The sequence below is a fragment of the Pseudoalteromonas sp. CST2 genome, assembly GCF_028599385.1.
Classification (GTDB): domain Bacteria; phylum Pseudomonadota; class Gammaproteobacteria; order Enterobacterales; family Alteromonadaceae; genus Pseudoalteromonas; species Pseudoalteromonas atlantica.
The window spans coordinates 122342-145989 of the sequence record NZ_JAQREO010000005.1 but is presented as its reverse complement, the minus strand read 5'-3'; the positions used below and the strand labels follow the sequence as shown (position 1 = coordinate 145989).

General features: G+C 38.2%; 18 protein-coding genes and 1 pseudogene. All 19 read right to left on the bottom strand.

The features are described 5' to 3' along the window. Positions 1 to 37 precede the first annotated feature (37 nt). On the bottom strand, positions 38 to 946 hold the full coding sequence (cysD, locus tag PSH41_RS09070; protein WP_029773230.1) for a sulfate adenylyltransferase subunit CysD: 909 nt from the start codon (positions 944 to 946) through the stop codon (positions 38 to 40). 596 nt (positions 947 to 1542) lie between these two features. Next, positions 1543 to 2412 (bottom strand): glycosyltransferase family 2 protein, encoded by an 870-nt coding sequence (locus PSH41_RS09065; RefSeq protein WP_273588867.1) that lies wholly within the window; start codon positions 2410 to 2412, stop codon positions 1543 to 1545. A 2-nt stretch (positions 2413 to 2414) separates the two neighbouring features. Further along, the gene (locus tag PSH41_RS09060) at positions 2415 to 3320 is read right to left on the bottom strand and encodes a glycosyltransferase (RefSeq protein ID WP_064386131.1); all 906 of its coding nucleotides are present in this window, start codon (positions 3318 to 3320) and stop codon (positions 2415 to 2417) included. A 128-nt stretch (positions 3321 to 3448) separates the two neighbouring features. After that, positions 3449 to 3724, bottom strand: a pseudogene (locus PSH41_RS09055) (glycosyltransferase family 2 protein); the annotation flags it as partial. Between the two features lie 154 nt (positions 3725 to 3878). Continuing rightward, the gene (locus PSH41_RS09050) at positions 3879 to 5216 is read right to left on the bottom strand and encodes a hypothetical protein (RefSeq protein WP_273588866.1); all 1338 of its coding nucleotides are present in this window, start codon (positions 5214 to 5216) and stop codon (positions 3879 to 3881) included. Then, positions 5213 to 6994 carry a glycosyltransferase family 2 protein gene (locus PSH41_RS09045; protein ID WP_273588865.1) on the bottom strand — a complete coding sequence of 594 codons (1782 nt, stop codon included), beginning with the start codon at positions 6992 to 6994 and terminating at the stop codon, positions 5213 to 5215. The genes PSH41_RS09050 and PSH41_RS09045 overlap by 4 nt, the downstream gene beginning before the upstream one ends. Before the next feature lie 89 nt (positions 6995 to 7083). Further along, positions 7084 to 8244: a hypothetical protein gene (locus tag PSH41_RS09040; protein WP_273588864.1), complete on the bottom strand. Its 1161-nt coding sequence runs from the start codon at positions 8242 to 8244 to the stop codon at positions 7084 to 7086. Between the two features lie 27 nt (positions 8245 to 8271). Further along, positions 8272 to 9150 (bottom strand): WcbI family polysaccharide biosynthesis putative acetyltransferase, encoded by an 879-nt coding sequence (locus PSH41_RS09035; protein WP_273588863.1) that lies wholly within the window; start codon positions 9148 to 9150, stop codon positions 8272 to 8274. Beyond that, positions 9143 to 10015 (bottom strand): hypothetical protein, encoded by an 873-nt coding sequence (locus tag PSH41_RS09030; protein WP_273588862.1) that lies wholly within the window; start codon positions 10013 to 10015, stop codon positions 9143 to 9145. The genes PSH41_RS09035 and PSH41_RS09030 overlap by 8 nt, the downstream gene beginning before the upstream one ends. After that, positions 10015 to 11022: a hypothetical protein gene (locus PSH41_RS09025; protein ID WP_273588861.1), complete on the bottom strand. Its 1008-nt coding sequence runs from the start codon at positions 11020 to 11022 to the stop codon at positions 10015 to 10017. The genes PSH41_RS09030 and PSH41_RS09025 overlap by 1 nt, the downstream gene beginning before the upstream one ends. Then, positions 11023 to 15285, bottom strand: coding sequence for a glycosyltransferase (locus PSH41_RS09020; RefSeq protein WP_273588860.1), 4263 nt, complete (start codon positions 15283 to 15285; stop codon positions 11023 to 11025). A 3-nt stretch (positions 15286 to 15288) separates the two neighbouring features. Beyond that, the gene (gene rfbB / locus PSH41_RS09015; RefSeq protein ID WP_273588859.1) at positions 15289 to 16380 is read right to left on the bottom strand and encodes a dTDP-glucose 4,6-dehydratase; all 1092 of its coding nucleotides are present in this window, start codon (positions 16378 to 16380) and stop codon (positions 15289 to 15291) included. A 194-nt stretch (positions 16381 to 16574) separates the two neighbouring features. Further along, a complete protein-coding gene (gene rfbD, locus PSH41_RS09010; RefSeq protein WP_273588858.1) occupies positions 16575 to 17471 on the bottom strand; it encodes a dTDP-4-dehydrorhamnose reductase in 897 nt (298 codons plus the stop codon). A gap of 23 nt (positions 17472 to 17494) precedes the next feature. Further along, positions 17495 to 18040, bottom strand: a complete 546-nt coding sequence (gene rfbC, locus PSH41_RS09005) for a dTDP-4-dehydrorhamnose 3,5-epimerase (RefSeq protein WP_273588857.1) — start codon at positions 18038 to 18040, stop codon at positions 17495 to 17497. Between the two features lie 12 nt (positions 18041 to 18052). After that, positions 18053 to 18964, bottom strand: a complete 912-nt coding sequence (rfbA, locus tag PSH41_RS09000; protein WP_064386151.1) for a glucose-1-phosphate thymidylyltransferase RfbA — start codon at positions 18962 to 18964, stop codon at positions 18053 to 18055. Between the two features lie 54 nt (positions 18965 to 19018). Beyond that, the gene (locus PSH41_RS08995; protein ID WP_273588856.1) at positions 19019 to 20452 is read right to left on the bottom strand and encodes a lipopolysaccharide biosynthesis protein; all 1434 of its coding nucleotides are present in this window, start codon (positions 20450 to 20452) and stop codon (positions 19019 to 19021) included. Positions 20453 to 20454: 2 nt separating this feature from the next. Beyond that, positions 20455 to 21105 carry an ABC transporter ATP-binding protein gene (locus PSH41_RS08990; protein WP_273588855.1) on the bottom strand — a complete coding sequence of 217 codons (651 nt, stop codon included), beginning with the start codon at positions 21103 to 21105 and terminating at the stop codon, positions 20455 to 20457. 24 nt (positions 21106 to 21129) lie between these two features. After that, positions 21130 to 21915 carry an ABC transporter permease gene (locus PSH41_RS08985; RefSeq protein WP_273588854.1) on the bottom strand — a complete coding sequence of 262 codons (786 nt, stop codon included), beginning with the start codon at positions 21913 to 21915 and terminating at the stop codon, positions 21130 to 21132. Beyond that, positions 21916 to 23643, bottom strand: coding sequence for a polysaccharide biosynthesis/export family protein (locus tag PSH41_RS08980; protein ID WP_273588853.1), 1728 nt, complete (start codon positions 23641 to 23643; stop codon positions 21916 to 21918). Positions 23644 to 23648: the final 5 nt, after the last annotated feature.

Genomic DNA, 23648 nt, shown 5'->3' with positions numbered 1-23648 from the left:
CGCAGCTCGCAGCTCATAGCTAGAGGCCCTAAGCGCTTTAGAAGTAACCTTCCATCTTTTTCTTTTCCATAGAACCCGCAGAGTCATTATCAATTACTCGCCCTTGACGCTCAGAAGTAGTACAAAGCAGCATCTCTTGAATTATTTCAGGAAGGGTTTGTGCTACAGACTCAACAGCACCCGTTAGCGGGTAGCAACCAAGCGTTCTAAAACGAACCATTTTATTTTGTACTTGTTCGCCCTCTTCAAGCTCCATACGCTCATCATCAACCATAATAAGCGTGCCATCGCGCTCAACTACAGGGCGCTCTTTAGCAAAGTATAATGATGGAATTTCAATACCTTCAAGGTAAATGTACTGCCAAATGTCTAGCTCGGTCCAGTTACTAAGCGGGAACACACGAATGCTCTCACCTTTATCTACTTTACTGTTATAAACATTCCACAGCTCTGGACGTTGGTTTTTAGGATCCCAGCGATGATTTTTATCACGAAAAGAATAAACACGTTCTTTAGCACGCGATTTTTCTTCATCGCGGCGAGCACCACCAAATGCAGCATCAAAGTTATTCATATCAAGCGCCTGCTTAAGGCCCTGAGTTTTCATAACATCTGTATGCTTAGCACTGCCGTGTACAAATGGGCTCATGCCCATTGCTATACCTTCTGGGTTTTTATGAACAATTAGATCAAAGTCATACTTTTCGGCCATTTGATCTCTAAACTGGATCATTTCTTTAAATTTCCAGTTAGTATCAACATGCATAAGCGGAAAAGGAATTTTACCTGGGTAAAATGCTTTGCGTGCTAAGTGCAATAAAACCGACGAATCTTTACCTACAGAGTAAAGCATTACCGGGTTATCAAACTCAGCAGCAACCTCACGCATAATATGAATAGACTCGGCTTCAAGCGCCTTTAAATGAGTTAACTTTTCTTCATTCATAATGTTTGTTTATATCCTAATTTGTCAAAATCCATTCTAGCCAATGCTACCGATTCTTTTATTGACCGTTTTAAAACTGCGATGCGCTTATAGTCTAAGTTTAATTATCAACGCATGCAATGTGTATACATTTCACGTAACTCACAAGGGTACTGCTAACGCTACTTGCGTGTGTTACGCCAACAAATTTGCCCTGTACAAAAATTTTACCACCATGCCAATTTTCGCCGTAGACGTAGAGCTTGCTCACGTTAGAAGCAAAGCTTCTCATGGCTTTAATGTAATAACCAATGTAAAAGCGCGGCTTTTAAACGCCAGCAAGCTGCGCGTCTACAAGTAATTTAACACCGTGCCGCCCGCGGCCCATCGCTATCACCCGTAGGCGTGAAGCTTGCTCACGCAAGAAATTAAAACATCTACACTTTTATACCAACGCGCCAATTTTCGCCGTAGACGTAGAGCTTGCTCACGTTAGAAGCAAAGCTTCTCATGGCTTTAAATGTAATAACCAATGTAAAAGCGCGGCTTTTAAACGCCAGCAAGGCGCGCGTCTACAAATACAAATCCACTTGCTATCTAAACCTATAATCTTTCACTCACTTCCAATGTGACTTATACGGGCCTTTGCGGCCAAGTACGCCATCAACAATGCCTTGAAGCATAAACCCTAAGCGCTTAAGCCTGTTTTTTTGCATAACAGAATTTAAAAAAAGCCTTATAGGCATAAAAAACAAACACCTAACTTTCCAATAGGTTGGAACATATGGCCTGCGGCTTAAAAGTAAAATATTTCTAAATTGATAATAAAGCCTAATTGGTGCGCCTACTTTATAAGTAACGCCAATAAATTTACTACGTGAGTCGCCAAGCCTATGCACCATTTCTACATTTTTAGCTTTGGCTATATCAAACCCCATACTGCGAGCGCGCCAGCACCACTCATGGTCTACTCCATCAATAAACAACGACTCGTCTTTTAAACCTATTTGGTCAAGTGCACTTAAATCTATCATCATGCCCGAGGCTATAATTTGCGTAACTCCCACTAGGTCGTCGTACTCAAATACCTCTTTTTGTATTTTAGGGTTAACTTTTTTATCTGAAAAACTACACCTAATACGTGGGCCAATGGCTACAACGTTTTGTTTAATTTTGTAAGATGCTTTAAGCAAACTACTTAAATTAAACACCATATCGCTGGGGATTAAGCTGTCTTGGTCGAGTAAAATCGCATACTCGCACCCTGCTTTTAATAAATACAATAAGCCGGCATTATGCGCATGCGCTATGCCAGAGTTATCAGCAAGGTGAATATAATGGTAATGCTTAATTACCTTAGTAAAATCATGCGGGGTTGGGCTATTGTCAACAATAACCACTTCTTCGGTTTGCCCGTATAAACGAGTGAGTAGGCGTTCTGTTAACGCTAAATCGGGCTTATAAACAACTAAAACTGCACCAATCATAATTAATTGTGTTTATTTAAGCCTAATATAAAACGGTCGGCTTTATATGCAACTTTTATAATCCATGAAGGCATCATTCGTAAAATTAATACAAACAACGCATAACAATAATTTTGTAAAGACTTTTGCTTAAGCGAATCCATAGCTAAAAGTCTCGCTTTAAATTCATTTACCGATTTCCCCCTACCCCGGCGCTTATAAAAACCGTTAATGCGCCTAAAGTGAAGTAAAGGCTCTTTTACGTTAGCAAACTTACAGCCATCTTCAGCCAGTGCAATCCATAAAAAGTAATCTTGCGTGTTACGCATGTTAGGCAAATACCTATGGCCACGTGCAAATACACTATACCTAATTGCCACCGTAGGATGATTAATAGGGCAACGACGCGAAAACGCATACAGCAATTTAGAATGAGTAAGGGGTAACCTGCGAATTCCCGCCCTATTACCTTGCTCATCTACCTCCCAAAGGGCAGAGCCAAGCACGTCAACATCATCATGCTTATCAAGTAACGTCGCTTGTTTTTCAAAACGGTGAGGCACACAAATGTCGTCGGCATCCATTCTAAAAAAGTACCGAGGATTTAATGGTAGGGTCGAGTCAATAATGTAGTTCATACACGCACTTAAACCCTTGTTTGTTGTGCCATGTACAAGCGCTAAGTTGGAGTTTTCTTTTTCTACTTGGGTTAAATAAATAGCTATATCGTCAGCTACTTCACCATCAAGTACAATCATAAATAAATCTGCTGGTAAGGTCTGATTTAAAACGCTTTCAACCGCTTGCTTTACCCATTCTAGTCGGTCGTTAATATAGACAGACATACCACATACTATGCTTACACTACTTGCAATAGGGTAAGTAGATTGCAATATAAACTGATTATTAGTTGCCGATATTGGGATCATACTCTCTCTATAAAAAGATAAAACAACCAAAAAACAGTTATCTACATAGTAAATACAGTGTAGCGTAATTTAATAATTGATTCAAAAAACGTATATTCAATAATAGCGTTGGTTTACACTTTTATTAACTACCTAAAAGACTTAATTGCAAAATTTTCTCTTTTTAGCGTTAAGTTAGGGTTATACGCTGGGTCGGCCGCTATTACATCCGCCCATGTAGTTTGCAAATAGGCAAGTTCAGCGTTAAAGCGCTTAACTTTTTCGGGGGTATCCTCATGCCCACGTGAAACCGACTCATGATGATACAATACCGCCTCTGCGCAATATAAATTACGCTTACCTAGCTCTCTTACTTTTAAACATAAATCTACGTCATTAAACGCAATAGCCAGCTTTTTTGCGTTAAATTATTAATAAACAAAAACAAGCTCACACATTTAAATCAGTAGTAAATATCGCGTAATTAAACACTTCTATTTTTGAATGCTTGCTTAACTCATTTAAATTACTACACACGCATTACAAGCTCATCAATCTAGCCCTATAGTAAAGTAAATATTAACGCCCTAGTAAGCTTTTAAATTTTCGCATAGTGCTCTTTTTTTCAGGTATTACCTCAGCAGCACTTGCGTCTTTTATATTTTGATTTACAGCCCTAATTAGCTCATTCAGCTTGTCAATAAATTGCCAGTTTTTAGGATTAAAATAATGCGCCCCTTTTGCAAACTTTAGAGCATTATCAAAGTCACCAAGCTGAAAATAGTAACAAGCTAACTCGTAACAAATTTTCCCTCTTTTACTAGGATGCACAGTAAACTGGTTTATATGCTTTAAAAGCAAATCATCAATTAGCATTTTTTTATCTATCGCTTCATGCTCCACACCATACAGCTCGTAAATAGCGGGCGTATCAATAACCAAGTTAGGGTTACTTTTAATTAAGCTAATAAGCTTTGCATGTAACGCAGAATCATATTCTAGTAAATAGTCAGAAATTAATGTTAGCTGCGATAAAGAAGCACGCTGCTTCACAAACGTACGCTGCTTCACGTCTTTAAAAATGTTTAGTAACGGCAACAAATGTGGCTGATTATAAAGCTCTATAAAGCTGGCCATTTTTTCGCAACTTTCATTATTTAATTTATTAAAAATTTCTGGGGCAATTAAAGAGTACTCTCGGTCGCCAATATCACAACTCTGTAATGCTACATCCAATTTAGGTTCTATTGAGCCTAAGCCAAAGTGATTAAGTAAACGTTTAAACTCTAAGCTTTCAAAGGTAAAAGAGGGGTTAATTCTGCTATTTTTAAAACCTTCATCCAAACTCATACCTAACACACAAAGCATATCTGCAACTATATTGCCTCCTTGCATTAGTCTCTCGTCAAACGGGCGTAGGTGTATTTTTTTGCTATCAACATTTTTAAAAACACGCTCTAAGTATTGCCATAAAAAGCTATCTAGTTCAGGCGGAGCAATGAATGGTTTAATATTTGAATGCCGCTTAACCGATTGATTATAATTAGACTCTAAAAGCTCAACAGGGTTACGTATGTATGCAATAAACTCTGCATGGGGGATTAGTTTTTGAATATCGATAATTCTGTGGAAAAAAAACTCCGACGACAATAGCAAAGTCGAATGGCCACTTTTTTCAAAATTAAGCAGCAAATTTGTTACTTTTTTACTGTCAACTTGCCAAGTTCCATTATCAGCTTGTGTTAGTATTTCCCGTAGGTTGCCCGAACTAATTTTATCTTTTGATAAATCATGTTTAGGATAAAAAATACTATTTGATTCTAAAAGCGCTATATTTTTAACCAGCCATGCTTGGATAGCTGATGACCCTGTTTTACCAGGACCTGTGTGTATAATTACTCGTTTGGTATTATTCATTTTAACGAAAAGTCTTCTCTGGTTTGGCTTAACCAAGGGCTATAGCATGGGTCGTTTTTAAGCTGATCCCCCCATGTTTTTTTCATATAGCTAACCTCTTGCTCAAAGCGCTTTATTTTTTCAGGGGTATCTTCAGCACCACGGCTAACCGACTCATGATGTATCATCTCCGCGTAGGGAGTCCATACATTTAAATACCCTGCTTGCTGTACTTTTAAACAAAAATCAACATCATTAAAAGCAATAGTTAAATGCTGCTCGTTTAACCCTTCTACCTGCTCAAAAACAGATTTTTTAACGGCTAAACAAGCCGCAGTAACAGCCGAAAAATTTTGTGTTATTTTAAGGCGCTTAAAATAACCTGCATGTTCTTTTGGTAAATATTTATGCGCATGCCCAGCTACACCACCTATACCCGTAACTACACCAGCATGTTGTATTGTGTTATTTGGGTAGTACAGCTTTGCACCCACACACCCAACATTGTTGCGTAAAGCGTGGCCTAGCATTTCGTTTAACCAATTAGGAGATTGTATTTCAATATCATTATTCATTAAAACAATCACCTCACCATTAGCTTTACTTACTGCGTAATTATTAATAGCCGAGTAATTAAAGGGTTTATCGTAGGTGAGTAAACGTACTTTTTTAGCGCTTTCTAATTGCTTAAAATAGCTAATAGAGTCAGGATCATCAGATTGGTTATCAACCAGTAGTACTTCAAAGTGTGTATAGCGAGTTAAAGTATAAAGCGAGTCAATACACTGCTTAACTAGCTGAGCACTATTTTTAGTAGGTATAATAATAGATACTAAAGGCAGCTGTTTGGGTATAGGCCAGTTCACTTTATAGGTATTACTAAGTAACCCCGACTCTACCGTTATATCAGCGTTGTCACTAAAATGAGTTTGCAGAGCTTTTAACCCTGCATCGTGGGTATAATTTTTTTCACTTCCAGCCAGTGCGGTAGATCCTGCGGCAATACGCCAGTGGTATAAAACATACGGTATATGAATAATACCTTGGGCTTTACATTCCTTTATTGCCCGTAATAGTAAATCGTAGTCTTGGCTGCCTTCTACACCTTTCCTAAACCCACCAATGGTATCTAACAACTCTTTTTTATAAACCCCTAAATGGCAAATATAGTTATGCGAATACAATAAATCAGGGCTAAATTTAGGCTTAAAATGCGCCTGTTCAAATTCTCCCCGCTCGTTCACTTTGTCTTCGTCACTATATAAAATGTTGGCTAACGGCTCATTTTTTATAAATAGCGCAACAGTGTTTAAAGCATATTTATGCAATAAGTCGTCATGATCAAGTAAAGCAATATATTCACCGCTCGCTAAATTAAGCCCATCATTAGATGCAACCGAAATATGACCATTAACCTCGCGCTCATACACTTTAATTTGCGGATGCTGTGCGTATACTTTTAACTGTTTAGTTAACTCAATGTCATTTGAGCAATCATCAACTAAAATTAGCTCCCAATTACTATACGACTGCCCAATTACAGACTCTACCATAGCCTTAAAATGGCTTAGATTGGGCTTATAAATAGGCGTAATAATAGATATTTTTACTCCTTGAGTTACCTCAGGGAGTAATGAGAGAGAAAACGAATTTTGAATACTCGTCTTTAAATAATTATCAGGAGCACTGCCTGTCACATTATCATCAGCTAATTTAATAATATATTTACGGTAAAAATGGGCAAGCCAATCAATCTTTCTAAGCCTCATGCGAAGTTTTAACGGTAAAAGTTTTATCATTAACATCCCGGTTGAAATATGTCACTAATATGTAGTTTATATTTATGTTAAGGGTTTCTCGGTATAGCTAAGCATATAAAATTTCTTTATTATTTTAACGAAGCAATTAATAACTTAAGCTTTTTTTTAACTTCTTCTTTCTTTGCTTTTAATAGTGCGCACTTTAAAATATTTAGCGCAATTTCATTAGAACCAACCTCTCTTAAAAATTTTGCGCACTGAATGTGTAAATCAATATTTTCACCACAAGATGCAAAGACTAAAAAACAATCTTTAAAAGCTGCATCATGATTGTTTAATTCTGCATTTACTTTCATTCTTAAGGCAATAATACCAGGAGCTGAAAACTCCAAATTATCTATGGCGTTATCTAATAATTTTAGAGCTTCCTCAAAATGGCCATACATAACTTCTATCCTTGCACCTAATGCATAATCAAATGGTTCCAAAACCACATTACCTAGTAGTTTGCACCAAGCTGTGTATAAATGATCAAGTTGTTCTTTAGAAGCATATTGATAATATTGCCATAAAATATGCAATAGCATTGGATTTCTGGGATAACCTAATTCTACAAGAATATCATTACATAGATTAACGCTTTTTATTCTTTCATCTTTTGCTATTAAAGAAGTAATATTCTCCACTTTTTTTGAAGCTGAAATTAACGCTTCTACTTTTTGATCTATAGCATCAAAGGCATCCCTCTTAATATTGCTTTGACCTTTGCGTAAACCAATAAAGTAAAGATCTTGCGATAGAGGGTTCGTATAAAACTTATAATATGAGAAGTACCTATTGAGTAAATCAATCGGGAAGTCACTTTCAACTAAGTTTTTATAATAATCCCAACCAAGCTCTGCAGTTCCGGGGGACGATTCAGGTGAAGTTCTCGAAGTCCCATGCTCAGGCCTTCCTGTTGTTGCACAGGAAAATAGCACCACACCTCCCCCCCTAGTTAACCTTGCCATATTTTCAAAAGTTTCAAGGTAAACCGGGTTATGCTCAAAGCATTCGCAAGAGATTGCTAAATCTACGGCTTTATCTAAGTCAAACTCGTGACCAGAACTAACAATATCCACCCCTTTTCCTGCGCTTAAATCAACGCCTATATAGTCACATTTTTCAAATAGCACACGAATTGATTTATTAACATAATGAGAGCCAACTTCTACCACACGCGCATTTATAAAAATTTCAGGTAACTTATTTTTAACTAATTCACAAAACTGGAGTGCTTGCCAGTGCATATTCGTACCTCAAAATTTTTAGGTAAATTAAGTCACCTTTATTAAAAACCGCTTTTTATTTAATAGTTTGTTTTTTAAGAAAGTTTTATCCAGCCTATGATATAAATTAAAATCTGAACTAACTTGCTCCTCAAAATTAACTTTTTCACCATTTACAATGAAAAATTCACTATCAAATTCAAGCCCTAATATATTAGAGATGTTTTTTTCTACAGGCAAAACTATATGGCCTAAGACATCTGTTTTTTCAGGTTTAACAGTCCCATCGAATCCACACAATATCAGAACTTGGTTGGCTATATAACTAACTGTAATAGAGCTTGGGTGATTGAAAGTATGAAACAACCGTTCTCTTTGGAAATTTTCGATTATGAAGCCTGATAACTTAACATCTAAGTTGAACTCAATCTCCCGACGGTGGAGAGACTGAATGGAAAGCAAGTGTTGGTTTAAGAGTTTCTGACGTGCTATTCCTCTGTCATTTTTTATAATTTCTAATGTTTCTGGCAGACTTAAGCCGTTCAAAAAACAATCTACGACTTGATAGTCATGAACTCCACCAATCAACCCATCCACACCATCTAATGAGTCATAAAATGGGAAATATCCAGTATAATATGCAGAAGGGATCATAATTAATTTACAATTTTTTTTAATTGCACTAAGCACTACCGAATTAGATAAAAACGGAAATCTATTTTCATCAACTACGGGCTGCTGGATAACAAGATCTAAAGTTTTTATTTGTTCTAGTAGCTCCTGTTGCTTATCTATATTTATAGTATGAATAGGTGGGACTCTAATATAATCATACATAGAGGTAAAATCTGCACAGGCTGTCAAATGCTTTATTAATGCATCAACTTGGCAGTTACCAATTATAGTAAATTTTTTCTTATTACTCATATAGGTACCTTAACTCTTCTTTAAAGTTAAAAATTTCACCCTCAATTTCACGTATAATAGGGGTATACCTTTTAAAGACAGTGGCCCTTTGTTCCTTACTTAAGAATGACCTTTCATGACTTTCCTTAAAATTTAGCATCAGCGTATTATAGAGCTCTAACCTCTTAGGTACGTCTAGTTCTAAGTTTTCATTTAATAGTCTAAGGATTTCTATACATTTTGGTGATGGGCTAATATTTTCATCGCTTCGATGAGAGGTGGAAGGAGGCTTTAACCCAACTAAACTACAGAAGTCATGTATCAAATCCCCCTTTACAAACACCCTCTTATCAAAAGCTCTTACAATCATATCCTTTGTTCCAAACACCTGGGCGTAGTTGAGTACTACCTTGTATGCTGGCTCTTGGTGCCTTTCAAAAAAGTCGTTAAACTTTGCTGTAGTAAAAGGATAGTTTTTTACAACTTGGGAGTACCATGACTCTATCCATCTATCTGGACGTCTCAGGTAAGTAATTATTTTGACTTTTACATCGCTAGGCAGCAACCCCTTTAACTCATTGACTTCATGAATGCTTCTTAACGATGAAAACCCTTCTGAGCTTATTATAAATGTATTATTTTTGCTGGCCTTAATATAGTCAGCGAGTTTTTTATATAGAAGCTCTTTTTTAAAATGAAAGTCTAATCTATTTTTATTCACTACAAAAGCTAGCTCATGCTGCGCAATCCCGCCTTCTGCTAATAAGCCAATATTCACATAGTCAACGCAAGAATTATAAAATTCTTGCCTATACTGTGTTAAAAAGCTTTGTATAGTAGACGAGCCAGTTTTGGCATCCCCAATGTGTAAATACAAAACTTTCATTATGCTTTATCCATTCTTACCAAAACAGAACCTAAAATGTCCAATAGTTCCATTGAAGATAACTCAAGCCCTTCTAAGTCAATGTATGATTTATTATCTACACTTAACTCCAACCTTTGTTCAGGCGCTAAATATTCAGCGTTAAGCTTTTCGTTTTGTACTTTATAATGCTCTAGCACTTCTTCGCATATCGCAGGCCTTAGAATAGAATGATGTGACGTAATATCGCCGCGGGCATAAAGAATGCTGTCTTGTACAATTCCATCAGTCAATGAAATATTGGGTTTATATTTATTAAGGACTAACAAAGTTTTTATTTCTCTAGGGGAGGGGCTAATATTTACAACTTTATTCTCAATAGTAAATTCACTAACATCACAGCCTAGTGATTCGATAAAATCTACAGCCAAGCCTTTTGGATGTTTTTTACATTTATCAAAGCTTTTTACTATGACATTTTCCTTGCCCAGTACTTGAGATATATTTTCAGAAAATGAGTAATAGTTCAAAAATCCAACATTCTTATAAGTGTTTTTAATAAACTCTTCTGGTAAGTCTGTACAATGATGCCTTTTCACCCTTTGCATATATCCCGACATTAGAAATTGGTCTTGCCTTCTAACATAATAAAAATATTTAAGCTTAACTCCCAACTTCTCACATGTTTCCTTTAACTTAATAATTGAGGATTTAGGAATATTTGTAAAAAACTCAGAAGAAATAACTCCTATATCCGAATCACTACTATTTATTAAATGTATTAATTCATTTAAATGCTGCCTAGTAGGATCATCTAAATATGCTTCATGGTTTTCACCTAATAGACTACGGGATAATAAAGCACCATTTCCCGAAGTTATAGCTCCTGTTAAACCGGCTTGAAACTCACCCATTTTAAAATAATCTATTGATAGTCTTTTCAAAGCATCATAGTTATTTGCAAACATTACTTGTAACGCTGATGAGCCATTTTTAGGCATACCTGCATGTATTATTAGCTCTTTCATTTAATCACCTACCACATTTTTAATCATATTGACCCACTTGGGGAAAACCGTTTTTTTCTCATATTGCTTAGAAGCAAATCTAGCATTTTTTGACATAATACTACGTTGCTTATCGTTCTTTATCATTTGGGCTAGGCTATCACTCAGCTCTTCTATGGATTCAACTAACAAGCCCGATTTGGCATTTATAATTTCATTAGGGCCATTACATTGCTTGAAAGCAATTGATGGTAATCCACAAGCCATAGCTTCAACTAATGCAATACCAAATCCTTCAAATTCAGATGGCATAACATTAATAGAGGCCTTATTTAAAACAGACTCAATATCATTGGTGGAACCCTTGAGTGTTATTAAATCAGCCACCTCGAGCTTATCGATCAGCTCTTCTAACTCTGATCGCAAATGCCCCTCTCCATAGATCTCCACATGCCACCCAGTAGCTAATAGTGTTTCTTTTATTTTGGATACAGCCTGAATTAGCCTATCAAAACGCTTTTGCTCAGCCAGTCGCCCTACTGCAACTATAGTTTTTTCTCTATTATTATACGGCTTGAAATTAGCTGGAAACTCGATACCATTCGGGATAATGTGTACTTTATTATGCAACTGGCTTGGCAGTGATTTTTTAAACTTATTTAATAATAAATGAATATTATCAACATTCTCAAAACACTTTAGGCGCTCTTCTTTATTCCACCACAAGTCTTCTATCTTCCATGGATCGTTATGTTCAGATGCAATAACTGGGATACCTGTAAAGTTTGCAGCTTCAACAATTGGCGTAAATAGCCACTCAGATAACATTGGAATAAATACATCTATCCCGTCATCAAGTAACGCTTTTCGTAACTCTTTAATAGATACCTCTTGCCTTGTTTCATCGAAGATACCTTTCACTTTAATATTGCCGTATAGCGGGTAAACAGGTTTTGCGTTTTTACCCCAGCGCCTTGCATAAATAGTGACGTCGTAGCCTTGCTCAACAAAATAGTTAGATAAATCAGCCGCTAAGCGTTCAATACCACCTTTAGAAAACAGCATACCATGAACATAAAGGCCGATATGCTTAGATTGGCTTTGATAAGCAATTTTATTCTTTAAAGATTTTTTATCATATAAGTCGTCTAACGTTTTATTTTTATGTTTAAACTTAAACCTTTCCCACTCGCGATCGATTGCAGAAAATGCTTTTCTAACTAATTTTGGGGTTACTTTATAATTATCAAATACAAACTCTGTGACCTTATAGCGTTCATTAAAATAGGTATTAGAGCCCTCAACCTTATTAACTACTGACGCACTGTGCCTGCGAAAGTAATTGTTGGTATTAACATCATATGCTAACTTGCCCTTTCTTAAACTAGCTAAATATATAAGCCAATCACCACACATTTTAAAACTACTTGCTTGCTTTAAAATCTCTGTATCTAAACTACTTTTACGTAATAATAATCCACTAGCATTTACGAGAGTACACACCGCTCCGAAACTTTCATTAACCTCTTCAAAACCATCCATAATAAAACTATTTAAGTATTTGCATGGGTATGCACTATTCAAATAAGGCTCTAATGCTGAATGATTAACTTCACCTTTTTCATTCATAATAACTGTTTTACCAGATGCAATGTTTACTAACTCATCATCAAAGTAAGGCAATAAAGTTGCTATAAAGTTGTTATCGCACGTATCATCTCCCTCTGCGATCCAAACTACATCAGATTCTGCAACAGCTAAGCCCTTGCTCCACTGCGCAAATGGCGAGCCTGTATTTTTAATATTTTCCTCTACTGACACACGAAAATCATGAGAATATGCACTCGCATTTTTAACAGAGTTATCCTTCGAGCAATCATCAAACACTAAAACTTCTATATCTTTAATAGTTTGATTTAAAACTGTTTGAATTCTTTCATCAATAAATAGCTCATGATTATACATTGGTACAATAACGCTCACGCTTGGCTTATATTGTGTGTATTTTTGTAGAACCTTATAAATATTTAAGCATTGTTTTTCACTTGTATAATTGGCTGTTACCCTCTGTCTTGCTACCTTCCCCATTTTGACTAATGAGTCTCTATCTCTGTGCAAGTTCAATATTTCTTTAGCTGCATCACTAGAGTCTATTTTCTCTAAGCAAACACCTGCATCATCTTTAACAAATTCGGTTATACCTGTTGCCTCTGAGAAGCAAATTGTGGGTATGCAGTGCTGTGCAGCCTCCATAACAACAAGTGGGAACGGATCTTCTCTAGATGACATATAAAATATATCAGCTACGGCAATAGCTTCATTGGCATCGTCGCGCTGACCTGTGAAATGAATATTTAGCTTTTCATTCTCAGTTAATGAAAGGCGAAGTTCTTCTAGATCTGGCCCTGGACCAAACCATACGAAATGTACATCACTCTGTTGGGCTAATACTTCTCTTGCAGTAGCTAAGAAAATGTCAGGCCCTTTTCTCCAATATACCGTGCCACAACCTGCAACTACTAAAGCATCGCTTGGTATCGATAGCTCTGCTCTTATTTTTTTCTTTAATGTTTCTAAGTTAGATAATGTTTTATCTACAATTTTGATAAATGCAGGAACAGTTGTAATTTCTGTTTTAGGTAGGTTATGAGTTTCAATTAAAGTTTTTGTAGTCGCCGGTGAGGCTGAAATAAAATGTTTACACTGCTCATTCAAATAATTAAAGCTACTGATATTCTCTTCAATCACTTTTTCCATTTCGTGGATATGTGCAATAACATCGCATTTAAATACAAACTCATGTTCTTCTAGTAATTCAAAAAGCTTTCCGGATACTACTGTGTTGACATAACAAAACTCAAAATCTTCGTTAATAAAAGAAAGAAGGGTCTCTAATTCATCTATTTTATAATTTGGTAATACGTATACCTCTGCATATTGAGCATATAAATTTGCTAAAGGTCCAGCACTCAATAAAAGTACTTTAATCTTACGGTTTGTATGAGAATAAAACCATTTAATAATTTCTAGTAAAACAACTTCAGAGCCGGCTTGAATGCCATCATGCCCTACAAATAAAAGAGGTTTTTTATTATTAGTTCTACTCTCCAAAGCTGGCGCAGAGCCTAGTCGTCCTTCGTAAAAACCATGAGCACAAAAATGTTCAAATGCGGATGTGCCGGCTTCTCTTACATCTGCATTTAGCTTTTTATAAAAAGTAGGTGAAAAATATGGGTTAGGTTGCCGACCTTCCTGTTCACCAAAATTTATAAAGTGATACAAGGGATCTATTTCTGCCTGCTTTATATCAGGGTTATTTTGCAAATAATATTCTGTATCAAAGACAACTTCTGCAGGCTCAACACTCGATTCTACTGAATTTTTAATAACTTGCTCAGGGCAAAATGCCCTATCTTCATGCACACCGAAATCACAAAAGTGAGTAAAGGGTGTCATTTTACTTCTAAGCACGTCTGGGTTTTTCTCTAAATAGAACACAGGGTCAAAGTATGGATTAGGCTTACGTCCTTCTTGTTCACCAAAGCTTTTAAAATGCTCTAATGGGTCCAAACCAGCATCTTTAACATCTGGATTGTTTTCTAGATAAAAAGTGGGATCGAATGTAGTAACAGATTCAAGCCAAGCTTGTTTTTCTCTTAAGGCTTCGTACTCTTCGATATTTTTAACTCGCCCCTCCTTTTTGCCAAACTCAAAATAGTGTATGAAGGGATTTATCTCTGAGTGAAGAACATCTGAATACGTTTTTATGTAGATTGAAGTATTAAAACTAGCTGTTGGGTTGCGTAATTCTTTAGCACCAAATAATACGTAATGAAGGTAAGGTTCTAGCCAAGACCTTTCTATATCTGGGTAACATTCGTTATAGAAAGCCTCATCGACAAGATACTTTAGCATTTTAATATCTTTATCAATCCTAGCATGTTCTGTTATTTGAAAATGTTTATACACCGCTGGGCTAATAGATTTACACTCTGAAAAAAAGTGGGCATCTGAGGCGCATTTCTCCAAGACTGTAACTAAACTCTCTCCTTCGTTATTACTACTTAAAGCTTTAATAGAAAGGCTGGAGCAAGGATCAAACTCAAGTTTCTCAAAATTATTGGTGAAATGCTCCGCCGGTGACAAACCTTTTAGGTAATTACCATAAGCACATCTGTAGAAGTCATCGTTAAATACTTTCTTATAAAATTCCTCACTAAACTGGGGATATTTATTTGCGCCAAGCTTATTATTTAATATATATTTTTTTGCTTTTGTAAACACTTTTTATAACTCCACCTTAATTAACTCGAGCCACCATGCTTCGTTGTTTAAATACCAATCGAGTGTTTTTGCAAAGCCGGTTTCAAAGCTTTCTGCTGGTACATAGCCAAGCTCATTATTTGTTTTTGTAGCATCAATCGCATAGCGTCGGTCGTGCCCTGCACGGTCTTCAACATAAGTAATTAGTTGCTCAACGTTATTTTCTATAGCCGATTTTGCATTAGGGAAGCGCTTTGCTAGCTCGGGGTTGTTTGCAAACTTTTCGCCCATTACCTTACATACTAATTTAACTATATCTATGTTGGCCCATTCGTTATTGCCACCAATGTTGTAGTTTTCACCAATGCGGCCTTTTTTAAGTACTAGCTCTATACCACGGGCGTGATCTTCTACGTATAACCAGTCGCGAATTTGCTGGCCATCGCCATACACTGGCAATGGTTTATCGTTTAAAATATTAGTAACAATTAAAGGAATTAACTTTTCAGGAAAGTGGTACGGCCCATAGTTGTTTGAGCAGTTTGAAGTCGTTACCTCAAGCCCATAAGTATGGTGATACGCGCGTACTAAATGATCGCTCGCCGCTTTTGATGCAGAATATGGTGAGTTTGGCGCATAGGCGGTGTCTTCGGTAAAAGCGGGGTCTGTCGCACTAAGCGTGCCGTAAACCTCGTCGGTACTTACGTGATGAAAACGATGCGCTAAAGGCTCGTTACCATTAGCTTTTGGCTCGTCTATCCACTTTTTTTTAGCTGCTTTTAATAAGCTGTAAGTGCCAAGTATATTTGTTTCTATAAAGGCATCTGGCCCTGTTATTGAGCGGTCAACATGTGACTCGGCAGCAAAGTGCACTATGGTGTTTAACTGGTGTGTCTCTATTAGCTGCTCTATTAATGCTGTGTCGCAAATATCGCCGTGCACAAAGGTCATGTTTGGGTTGTTTGCTACTAGGTCTAGGTTGGCTTTATTTCCTGCATAGGTTAGTGCGTCTAGCACGATTACTTTGTCTTGCGGGTTTTGAGCTAACCAATAATGTACAAAATTGGCACCTATAAACCCTGCGCCACCAGTTACTAATAGATTTTTTACTGACATTTTTTATTCCATTTACAAATTTTGTTAAAGCTATGAGCTATGGGCTTCGAGCTTCGAGCTTCGAGCTTCGAGCTTCGAGCTTCGAGCTTCGAGCTATGAGCTATGAGCTGCGAGCTGTGAGCTATGAGCTTCGAGCTATGAGCTTCGAGCTATGAGCTGCGAGCTAAGAGCTGTGAGCTACGAGCTATGAGCTGCTAGTTATTAGGCAACTCATTTAGCATTGTTTTTAATTGTGTGCGCCAATGTATTGTTTTAACGCCAGTTAGCTCTTCTGCCTGTGCTTTATTTAACACACTAAACGCAGGGCGTTTAGCTGGCGTTGGGTAACTCGCTGCCGGTATTGCACTGATTGGTATTGCTTTACTTAATAGGCCTTGTTCTATTGCTAGCTCTTGTATTGCTACTGCAAAGTCGTACCACGATGCCACCCCTGCGTCGGTCCAATTTAAAATAGTGGCTGTATTTGCATTATTAACCTGTAGCGCATTATTATTTTTGTTCACTAATGCCCATAGCATATTGGCAAGACCTGCGGCCCACGTAGGCGTGCCTACTTGGTCGCCTACTATACCTAATTGTTCTTTATCGTTCATTAGGCGCAACATAGTTTTTACAAAATTATTACCAAATACCGAGTACACCCAAGCGGTTCGTACTATGGTTGCATGCCCACCTAATATATTGCTAATTTGCTGCTCACCAGCAAGTTTTGATGCACCATACACCCCTAATGGGTTAGTGGCATCGCTGGCGGTATAGGGCATGGTACTTGTGCCATCAAACACAAAATCGGTCGATACATGTATTAACTTAGCGTTTATGTGCTTGCATACAGTAGCTAAATTAGCTGGGCCTTGCTCATTTACGGCATAAGCTTGCTTAGTATCAGTTTCGGCTTTATCTACTGCGGTATACGCTGCGGCGTTAATAACTATATCGGGGGAGTGGCTAATTAAAAGCTCGTTTACTTGCTCTGCATTGGCTATATCAAGTTCTTGGCTACCAAAACATATTAGCTCTATATTACTTGGGAAGCTTTTTTGTAGCTCTGAGCCTAACTGGCCGTTTTTACCTGTTACTAATACTTTCATAATGACTACTTTAACTAGTTAACTTAAAACGTTGGTGCGTTTGTAAATGCAAGGCCTACTTCGTCTTTTGCCGAAAGCTGCGGTAGTTTACCCTCAACTAACGGCCACTCTATATTAAGTGTTGGGTCATCCCACTTAATTGATACCTCTGCATTTGGGTTATATATATCGGTACATTTATAAACAAACTCGGCGCTATCGGTGGTTACATAAAACCCATGGGCAAACCCTTCTGGTACCCATAATTGGCGTTTATTTTCGGCCGACAATAACACCCCAACCCACTGCCCGTAAGTAGGCGAGCTTTTACGCATATCTACGGCTACGTCAAACACTTCGCCTTGGGTTACACGTACTAATTTACCTTGCGTATTTTGTGTTTGGTAATGTAAACCTCGTAGTATGCCATGCGCCGACTTACTATGGTTTTCTTGTACAAAGGTGCGCTCGCCACAGTGCTGGTTAAATAGGTCTGCGCGAAAGGTTTCCATAAAAAAACCGCGCTCGTCGCCAAAAACTTGTGGCTCTATTATTTTTACATCGGGTATTTTTGTTTGTGTAAACTTCATTATTAATGCCTTTTAAAATACGGTTTGATCTAATAGCCCAAGTAAGTATTTACCATAGCCTGACTTTTTAAGCGGTTTGGCTAATTGTTTAAGTTGCTCTGCGTTTATGTAACCCATACGGTAGGCTATTTCTTCTGGGCAGTTAATTTTTAAGCCTTGGCGTTTTTCTATTGCACGAATAAAATTAGCAGCATCAAGCAGGTCATCTAATGTGCCGGTATCTAACCATGCGGTGCCGCGGCCCATTATTTCTACGTTGAGCTCTTTATTAGCGAGATATTGGTCTATCACGTCGGTTATTTCTAGCTCGCCACGTGCTGATGGCTTAACATTTTTTGCAAATTCAACCACTCGGCTATCAAAAAAGTATAAACCTGGGACGGCGTAGTTAGATTTAGGTTTGTCGGGTTTTTCTTCTATTGATATGGCTTTGCCGTTTTGGTCAAACTCTACCACTCCGTACGATTTAGGGTTAGCAACGTGGTAGCCAAATACCGTTGCCCCTTGCTCGCATGTAGTTGCATTTTGTAGCGATATTGATAAGTCGTGGCCATAAAAAAGGTTATCGCCCAATACCAAGGCTGCACACTGCCCTTGCAAAAAGTCTTCGGCTAATAAAAAAGCTTGCGCTAGGCCATCTGGGCTGGGTTGCTCTACGTATTCAAAGCTAATGCCCCATGCGCTGCCATCGCCAAGTAATTCTTTAAAGCGCGGTAGCTCTGTTGGGGTAGATATAATTAAAATTTCGGTTATACCCGCCATCATTAATGTCGACACGGGGTAAAAAATCATGGGTTTGTCGTACACAGGCATTAATTGCTTACTTACCACTTTTGTAAGCGGGTATAAACGTGTACCCGAGCCGCCCGCTAATATAATGCCCTTACGGGCCGACTTGTGCTGTGGCTTTGTTAATGAATGCATATAGATTCCTGTCTATCTAATTATTTAATTATTATTTTCGCGCTAAGCACTGTGCTACCTTAGCTCTTTTACTGTTGCTAAAATTACCTTACCTATGCCAAATAGCATTAGCTGTAGCACTGCAAATAGTAAAATATTGTATAACGTGTTTGGGTATTGGTGGTCTTGCGGTAGCGTTGCCGTCTCCACCACTACTAAATATTTAAGCTGCCTATAGGCCTCTATTCTGGCTTTATCTAGCGATACCTCCGATGCGGTATACCCTTTTAAGGCAAGCTCAAGCTCTATTTTTAAATCAGAAAACTGCGCTAACACTTGGCTTACTGCTCTGTTATTAGTTGTTGTATTTGTGGGCTCAGAACCTTGTTGCGAAAGCCTTTCGCGCTCAAGTTCTAGCTGAGTTTTTAATGCATTTAGCTCGGCCTCAAGCATTACTACTTGCGGGGCTCTGTCGGTCATGGTTGAGCGTAGACCTTTTAGCTGCGCACTTTTAGTGGCTATTTGCCCCTCTAATCCGTAAGTTATTTGCTGTAGTGCTAGGCCTTCGGCCTCTGGGTCTAGTAGGTTATTTTTTTGCTGAAAGGCAAGTATGTTTTTTTGCGCATCGCGCAGGCGTTGCTCCACCTTAGCGTGTTCTAAGCGTATAAACTGTAATTGCGCCTCAGCTAACTGATGGCCAATAGAATTTATATACCACTCTGCTCTGCTCACTATTATTTTGGTTAAGTTATTAGCAAACTCTGGGGTAAAACCTTGGGCTAATATTTTAAGTACACCTGAGTCTTCGTCTATTTCAATAGTGGTGTGGTCAATGTAGTAATTTAGCAGGTCTTCGCTGCTGGCATCGCTACTTAGCCCTGTAAAAATATCACCATGCTCTTGGTAATGTGCCTTTAAATTACTGTGCTGTTGCAGGTAGTTAAGCATGTCTTGCGAATGAATATAAGCTTTTGCTATTTCGCTATCGGCTGTTGAGCTACCGCCCACTCCTAAACCGCTTAAAAGCGCCATAGATGGGTCCATTGTGCTCATGCCATCGGGTTGCTGAATTATTAACTGTGCTCGGCTTTCATACCGTGGGGCTGCTAAAACAAGTTGGTAAAAAGCAAATAATACAAAAGGCGCTACTAATAGCACAAACCACGGTTTGGTTAATAAATGCAGCCCACGCTTATTGTTTAATTTAGCAAAAGCAGATTGCTTTATATTGGGTTTTACATTTTGCTCGGTAGATGTACTTGTTTGAGTTTGCTTTGCTTTACTATTTACTTTATTAGTAAGCCTAGCTAGCTCTTTATTTATTTTCTCATTTTTAGGGTTTAAATTACGTGCGCGTTGCATAACACGCCTTGCTAGGTATATATCATTTTGCTCAAGCTGTTGCGCAAGCCCAATTAGCTTTTCGCCGTTATCCCAAATAGCTTTATCGGTTTTTAACCCTAGCTCTGTAAAGCGTTGTTCTATTTTTTCTACCGCTTGTTGACTCATAGTTATAATGCCTGGTAATGAGCAATTCCTTGCTCTAAATCGTTGTAAAAAGTGAGTTCGCCTTTATGCAATACAATAGCACTATCGCAAAAATGGCGCAGTTCGTCCATTTCGTGGCTAACCATAATAACATTGGCATTTTTACTTTTTTGTGTAAGTGCTTGGCGGGTTTTTTTTCTAAAGTTTGCATCGCCCACCGAGGTAACCTCATCTATTAGGTATACGTCAAAGTCTATACCTATTGAGCACGCAAACGCTAGGCGGGGTTTCATGCCGCTTGAGTAGGTTTTTACTGGCAAATCAAACTTTGGACCTAGCTCTGCAAATTGGCGTACACGGCGCACATATAAATCTAGGTCGGCTACGCCGTTTATCATACCTATAAAGCGGGCATTTTCGGCACCACTCATTTGTGGGTGAATCCCCGTAGCCAGTGCTACAGGCCACGATAAATGCAGGTCGGTAATAATTTTGCCTTTGTTAGGGTATTCACTGCCGGCTAACATTTTAAATAAAGTAGATTTACCTGCCCCGTTTGAGCCCAAAATAGCAATATTGTGACCACTGGGTATTTCAAAGCTTACATTTTTAAAAATGTATTGTTTACCCATTGCCGAGGGATAATATTTAGTAATGTTTTGCAGTTTTATCAACTTGATACTCCATATTGCATAACACTACCTACTTAGCGCCTGTTTCCACGATATGTGGTAAACAGCTAAAGCAAAAAATAACAGTACAATTGTGCAAGTTAATAAATAAAACTCACTTACGGCCTCTGTTGGGTAAGTGTTATAAGCCGCGTGGCGCGTTAACTCTATGGCATGCAAAATAGGGTTCCAATCAAGGTATGGCCAATATTCTTTTGGTATATCTTGCATCGAAAAGAACACGCCCGATATAAAAAATAAAGGCCGTGTTAAAATGCTCCGTACTTTTGTTATTTCGGGTACGTAGCACTGCCCAATCGCAAATAGTAACCCTAACGATGTAGCTATAACCCATATGGCTATAACATTGGTAATTACAAATAATGGATCGTCTATTTTAATATCCATTTTAAGTAAAAACATTAGTAATAAAATAAGCACAAAAACAAATAGCTTAACAAGCAAATAAAAACAACTGCTTGCAAGTACGCTACTAATAGGCTGCACTTGCCTAAAGGCAAATAAGGCCTTATTTTTATTAATGGAGTTAGCTGAATTGTTTAAGGTTTCTAAAAACAGCTGAATTAACAGCATGCCATACATCATGAATTCGAACGTGGGTACAGTGTGTGACTCGCTACCTGCAATTAACCCACGTAAGTAAGATAGTAAAAAAATAAAACTTAACGGCTGAAGAACAGCCCAAGCAAGCCCAAACTTATCGTTAAAGCCCGTGCGGATTTCGCGTACAAATAGGGCAAATATAACGTCGCGCCATATTGCCCAGTTATTTCGTTTTAGTACGGTGGTCATTTAGGTGGCCACATTTGCCGCAATAGCAATCTGATAAATTATTTGCGTTATGTCTTTAACCGATTGCAAAAATTTGGTGTCGACTTTTGGGAGTACCAAAATTTGATCGCCAGGCTTTAAGGTGCCGTAAGCGTCAAGATCTATCATGCCGTTAGGGTGTATAACCATTATTTGGTCGTAATTGGCGCGCTCGCTATAACCTCCCGCCCATGCTATGTAGTCGTCTATTGTGGCATTGGGGTTGTAAACTAATGCCTGCGGCATGAGTACTTCGCCCCCAATGTGTATTAGGTCTGTTTTAGCGGGTATGTGTATTATGTCGCCTTGCTCTAACCTAATATTGGCAACTTGCCCTTGGTCGGCAATTACCACTTTACCTAACGGTGTTATTTTACGTGCGCGCTCGGTAAATTCTAAAATCATTTTACCTTCTTCTGCGCGAATTTTTGCTTCGCCGTCTGATGAGGCTGGCGCAGTAAATACGCTTCGCTCTAAGCGCTCTAGCGATTGGTCTATCATTTCTTTTTGTTTTTTAGCTACGCTTTTACGTTGTATGTAAATAGATTGGTAGTCGGCTAACGATTTATCTATTTGAATATGTGCAAGTAGGTCGTGCAAACGCGTGTTTTTATTAACAGCAAAGTACGAAGGCCCTAAGTAACTGCCATCTACTTGTATATCGATAACTTGGGCTCGCATGTCGTCGTTAAAAATTAGGCGGTCGCCATCTTTAAGCTCAAAGTTTTTAAATTCGTTATAGGGTAAATAAACCGAAAATGGGCCGTCGGCTCTGTCGCCAACTACGCCTACATGGCTAACTTTAGCCAGTGGTAATGCAAACTTGGCGAGCTGATCGCCTGTTGCGTGGCTTTGTAAAAATTCGAACCTAAAAGGCGCGCGTACACTCCCTGACACAACCACAGTGGCTTTTTGGCGCTCTACTAATATTACGTCGTTATCTTTAAAGTTAAACTTAGGTAGGTAACCCGTTAGTATAAAGTCGTAAAGGTCTATATTTTGAATTACTTTGTTATTACGCAACACTTTTATTGAACGATAGCTGCCTCGCTCTGAGTCTATTCCGCCTGCGCGTTTTAAGTAATATAAAATGCTGTCGGATGCGATACCAGCGTATTGCCCGGGGCGAATTACGCTACCACTAATGTATACGCTCACTGGTGTTGCTGTAAGCAGGTTTACATAAATTTGTACGCTTTTTTTGTATACCTCTTTTATTTTATTGCTTACGTAAGTATTTAACTGGCTTGCTTTTACATCGGCCACATAAACCGGGCCAACATTGGTTATAAACAGGTTGCCTTGGTTATCTACGGTTACCACTTCAGATTGGTTAATTGCGCCCCATAACCATATTGATACTTTGTCGCCTGGGGCTACTGTGTAGTCGTCGTTTAAACCATCTAGGCGCTCGCTTTCGTAGCCGCCGGCAAATAAATTAGCACCATACGGAGGGGGTAAGCCTTGTTCTGAGCTAGGTAAAAGCTCTGCTGCAGACATTTCGCCTGGTAACAATGTGCCCGAACGCCCTTGCTTGCTAAATGTGCCATTTTGTAGCTCTGCATTAGGTAATTGCGTTTGCGTTGTGCCTGCGTTTTCGAGCTGTGTTAGCGACATTTGTTCAGCAGCGCTTAGATTTAGCGATACAATAATGCTGGCGCCAATAATTAAATTAAAAATTAGCTTAAAGCTTTGGTTAAAGGTATTCATAAATT

Coding starts and splice junctions, on each gene's coding strand:
- PSH41_RS09065 (WP_273588867.1), bottom strand. CDS start 2,412: ATGATTGGTGCAGTTTTAGTTGTTTATAAGCCCGATTTAGCGTTAACA.
- PSH41_RS09025 (WP_273588861.1), bottom strand. CDS start 11,022: ATGAAAGAGCTAATAATACATGCAGGTATGCCTAAAAATGGCTCATCA.
- rfbD (WP_273588858.1), bottom strand. CDS start 17,471: ATGAAAGTATTAGTAACAGGTAAAAACGGCCAGTTAGGCTCAGAGCTA.
- PSH41_RS08985 (WP_273588854.1), bottom strand. CDS start 21,915: ATGACCACCGTACTAAAACGAAATAACTGGGCAATATGGCGCGACGTT.
- PSH41_RS09045 (WP_273588865.1), bottom strand. CDS start 6,994: ATGATAAAACTTTTACCGTTAAAACTTCGCATGAGGCTTAGAAAGATT.
- PSH41_RS09040 (WP_273588864.1), bottom strand. CDS start 8,244: ATGCACTGGCAAGCACTCCAGTTTTGTGAATTAGTTAAAAATAAGTTA.
- PSH41_RS08995 (WP_273588856.1), bottom strand. CDS start 20,452: ATGAGTCAACAAGCGGTAGAAAAAATAGAACAACGCTTTACAGAGCTA.
- PSH41_RS09060 (WP_064386131.1), bottom strand. CDS start 3,320: ATGATCCCAATATCGGCAACTAATAATCAGTTTATATTGCAATCTACT.
- PSH41_RS08980 (WP_273588853.1), bottom strand. CDS start 23,643: ATGAATACCTTTAACCAAAGCTTTAAGCTAATTTTTAATTTAATTATT.
- PSH41_RS09035 (WP_273588863.1), bottom strand. CDS start 9,150: ATGAGTAATAAGAAAAAATTTACTATAATTGGTAACTGCCAAGTTGAT.
- rfbC (WP_273588857.1), bottom strand. CDS start 18,040: ATGAAGTTTACACAAACAAAAATACCCGATGTAAAAATAATAGAGCCA.
- PSH41_RS09030 (WP_273588862.1), bottom strand. CDS start 10,015: ATGAAAGTTTTGTATTTACACATTGGGGATGCCAAAACTGGCTCGTCT.
- PSH41_RS09050 (WP_273588866.1), bottom strand. CDS start 5,216: ATGAATAATACCAAACGAGTAATTATACACACAGGTCCTGGTAAAACA.
- rfbA (WP_064386151.1), bottom strand. CDS start 18,964: ATGCATTCATTAACAAAGCCACAGCACAAGTCGGCCCGTAAGGGCATT.
- rfbB (WP_273588859.1), bottom strand. CDS start 16,380: ATGTCAGTAAAAAATCTATTAGTAACTGGTGGCGCAGGGTTTATAGGT.
- cysD (WP_029773230.1), bottom strand. CDS start 946: ATGAATGAAGAAAAGTTAACTCATTTAAAGGCGCTTGAAGCCGAGTCT.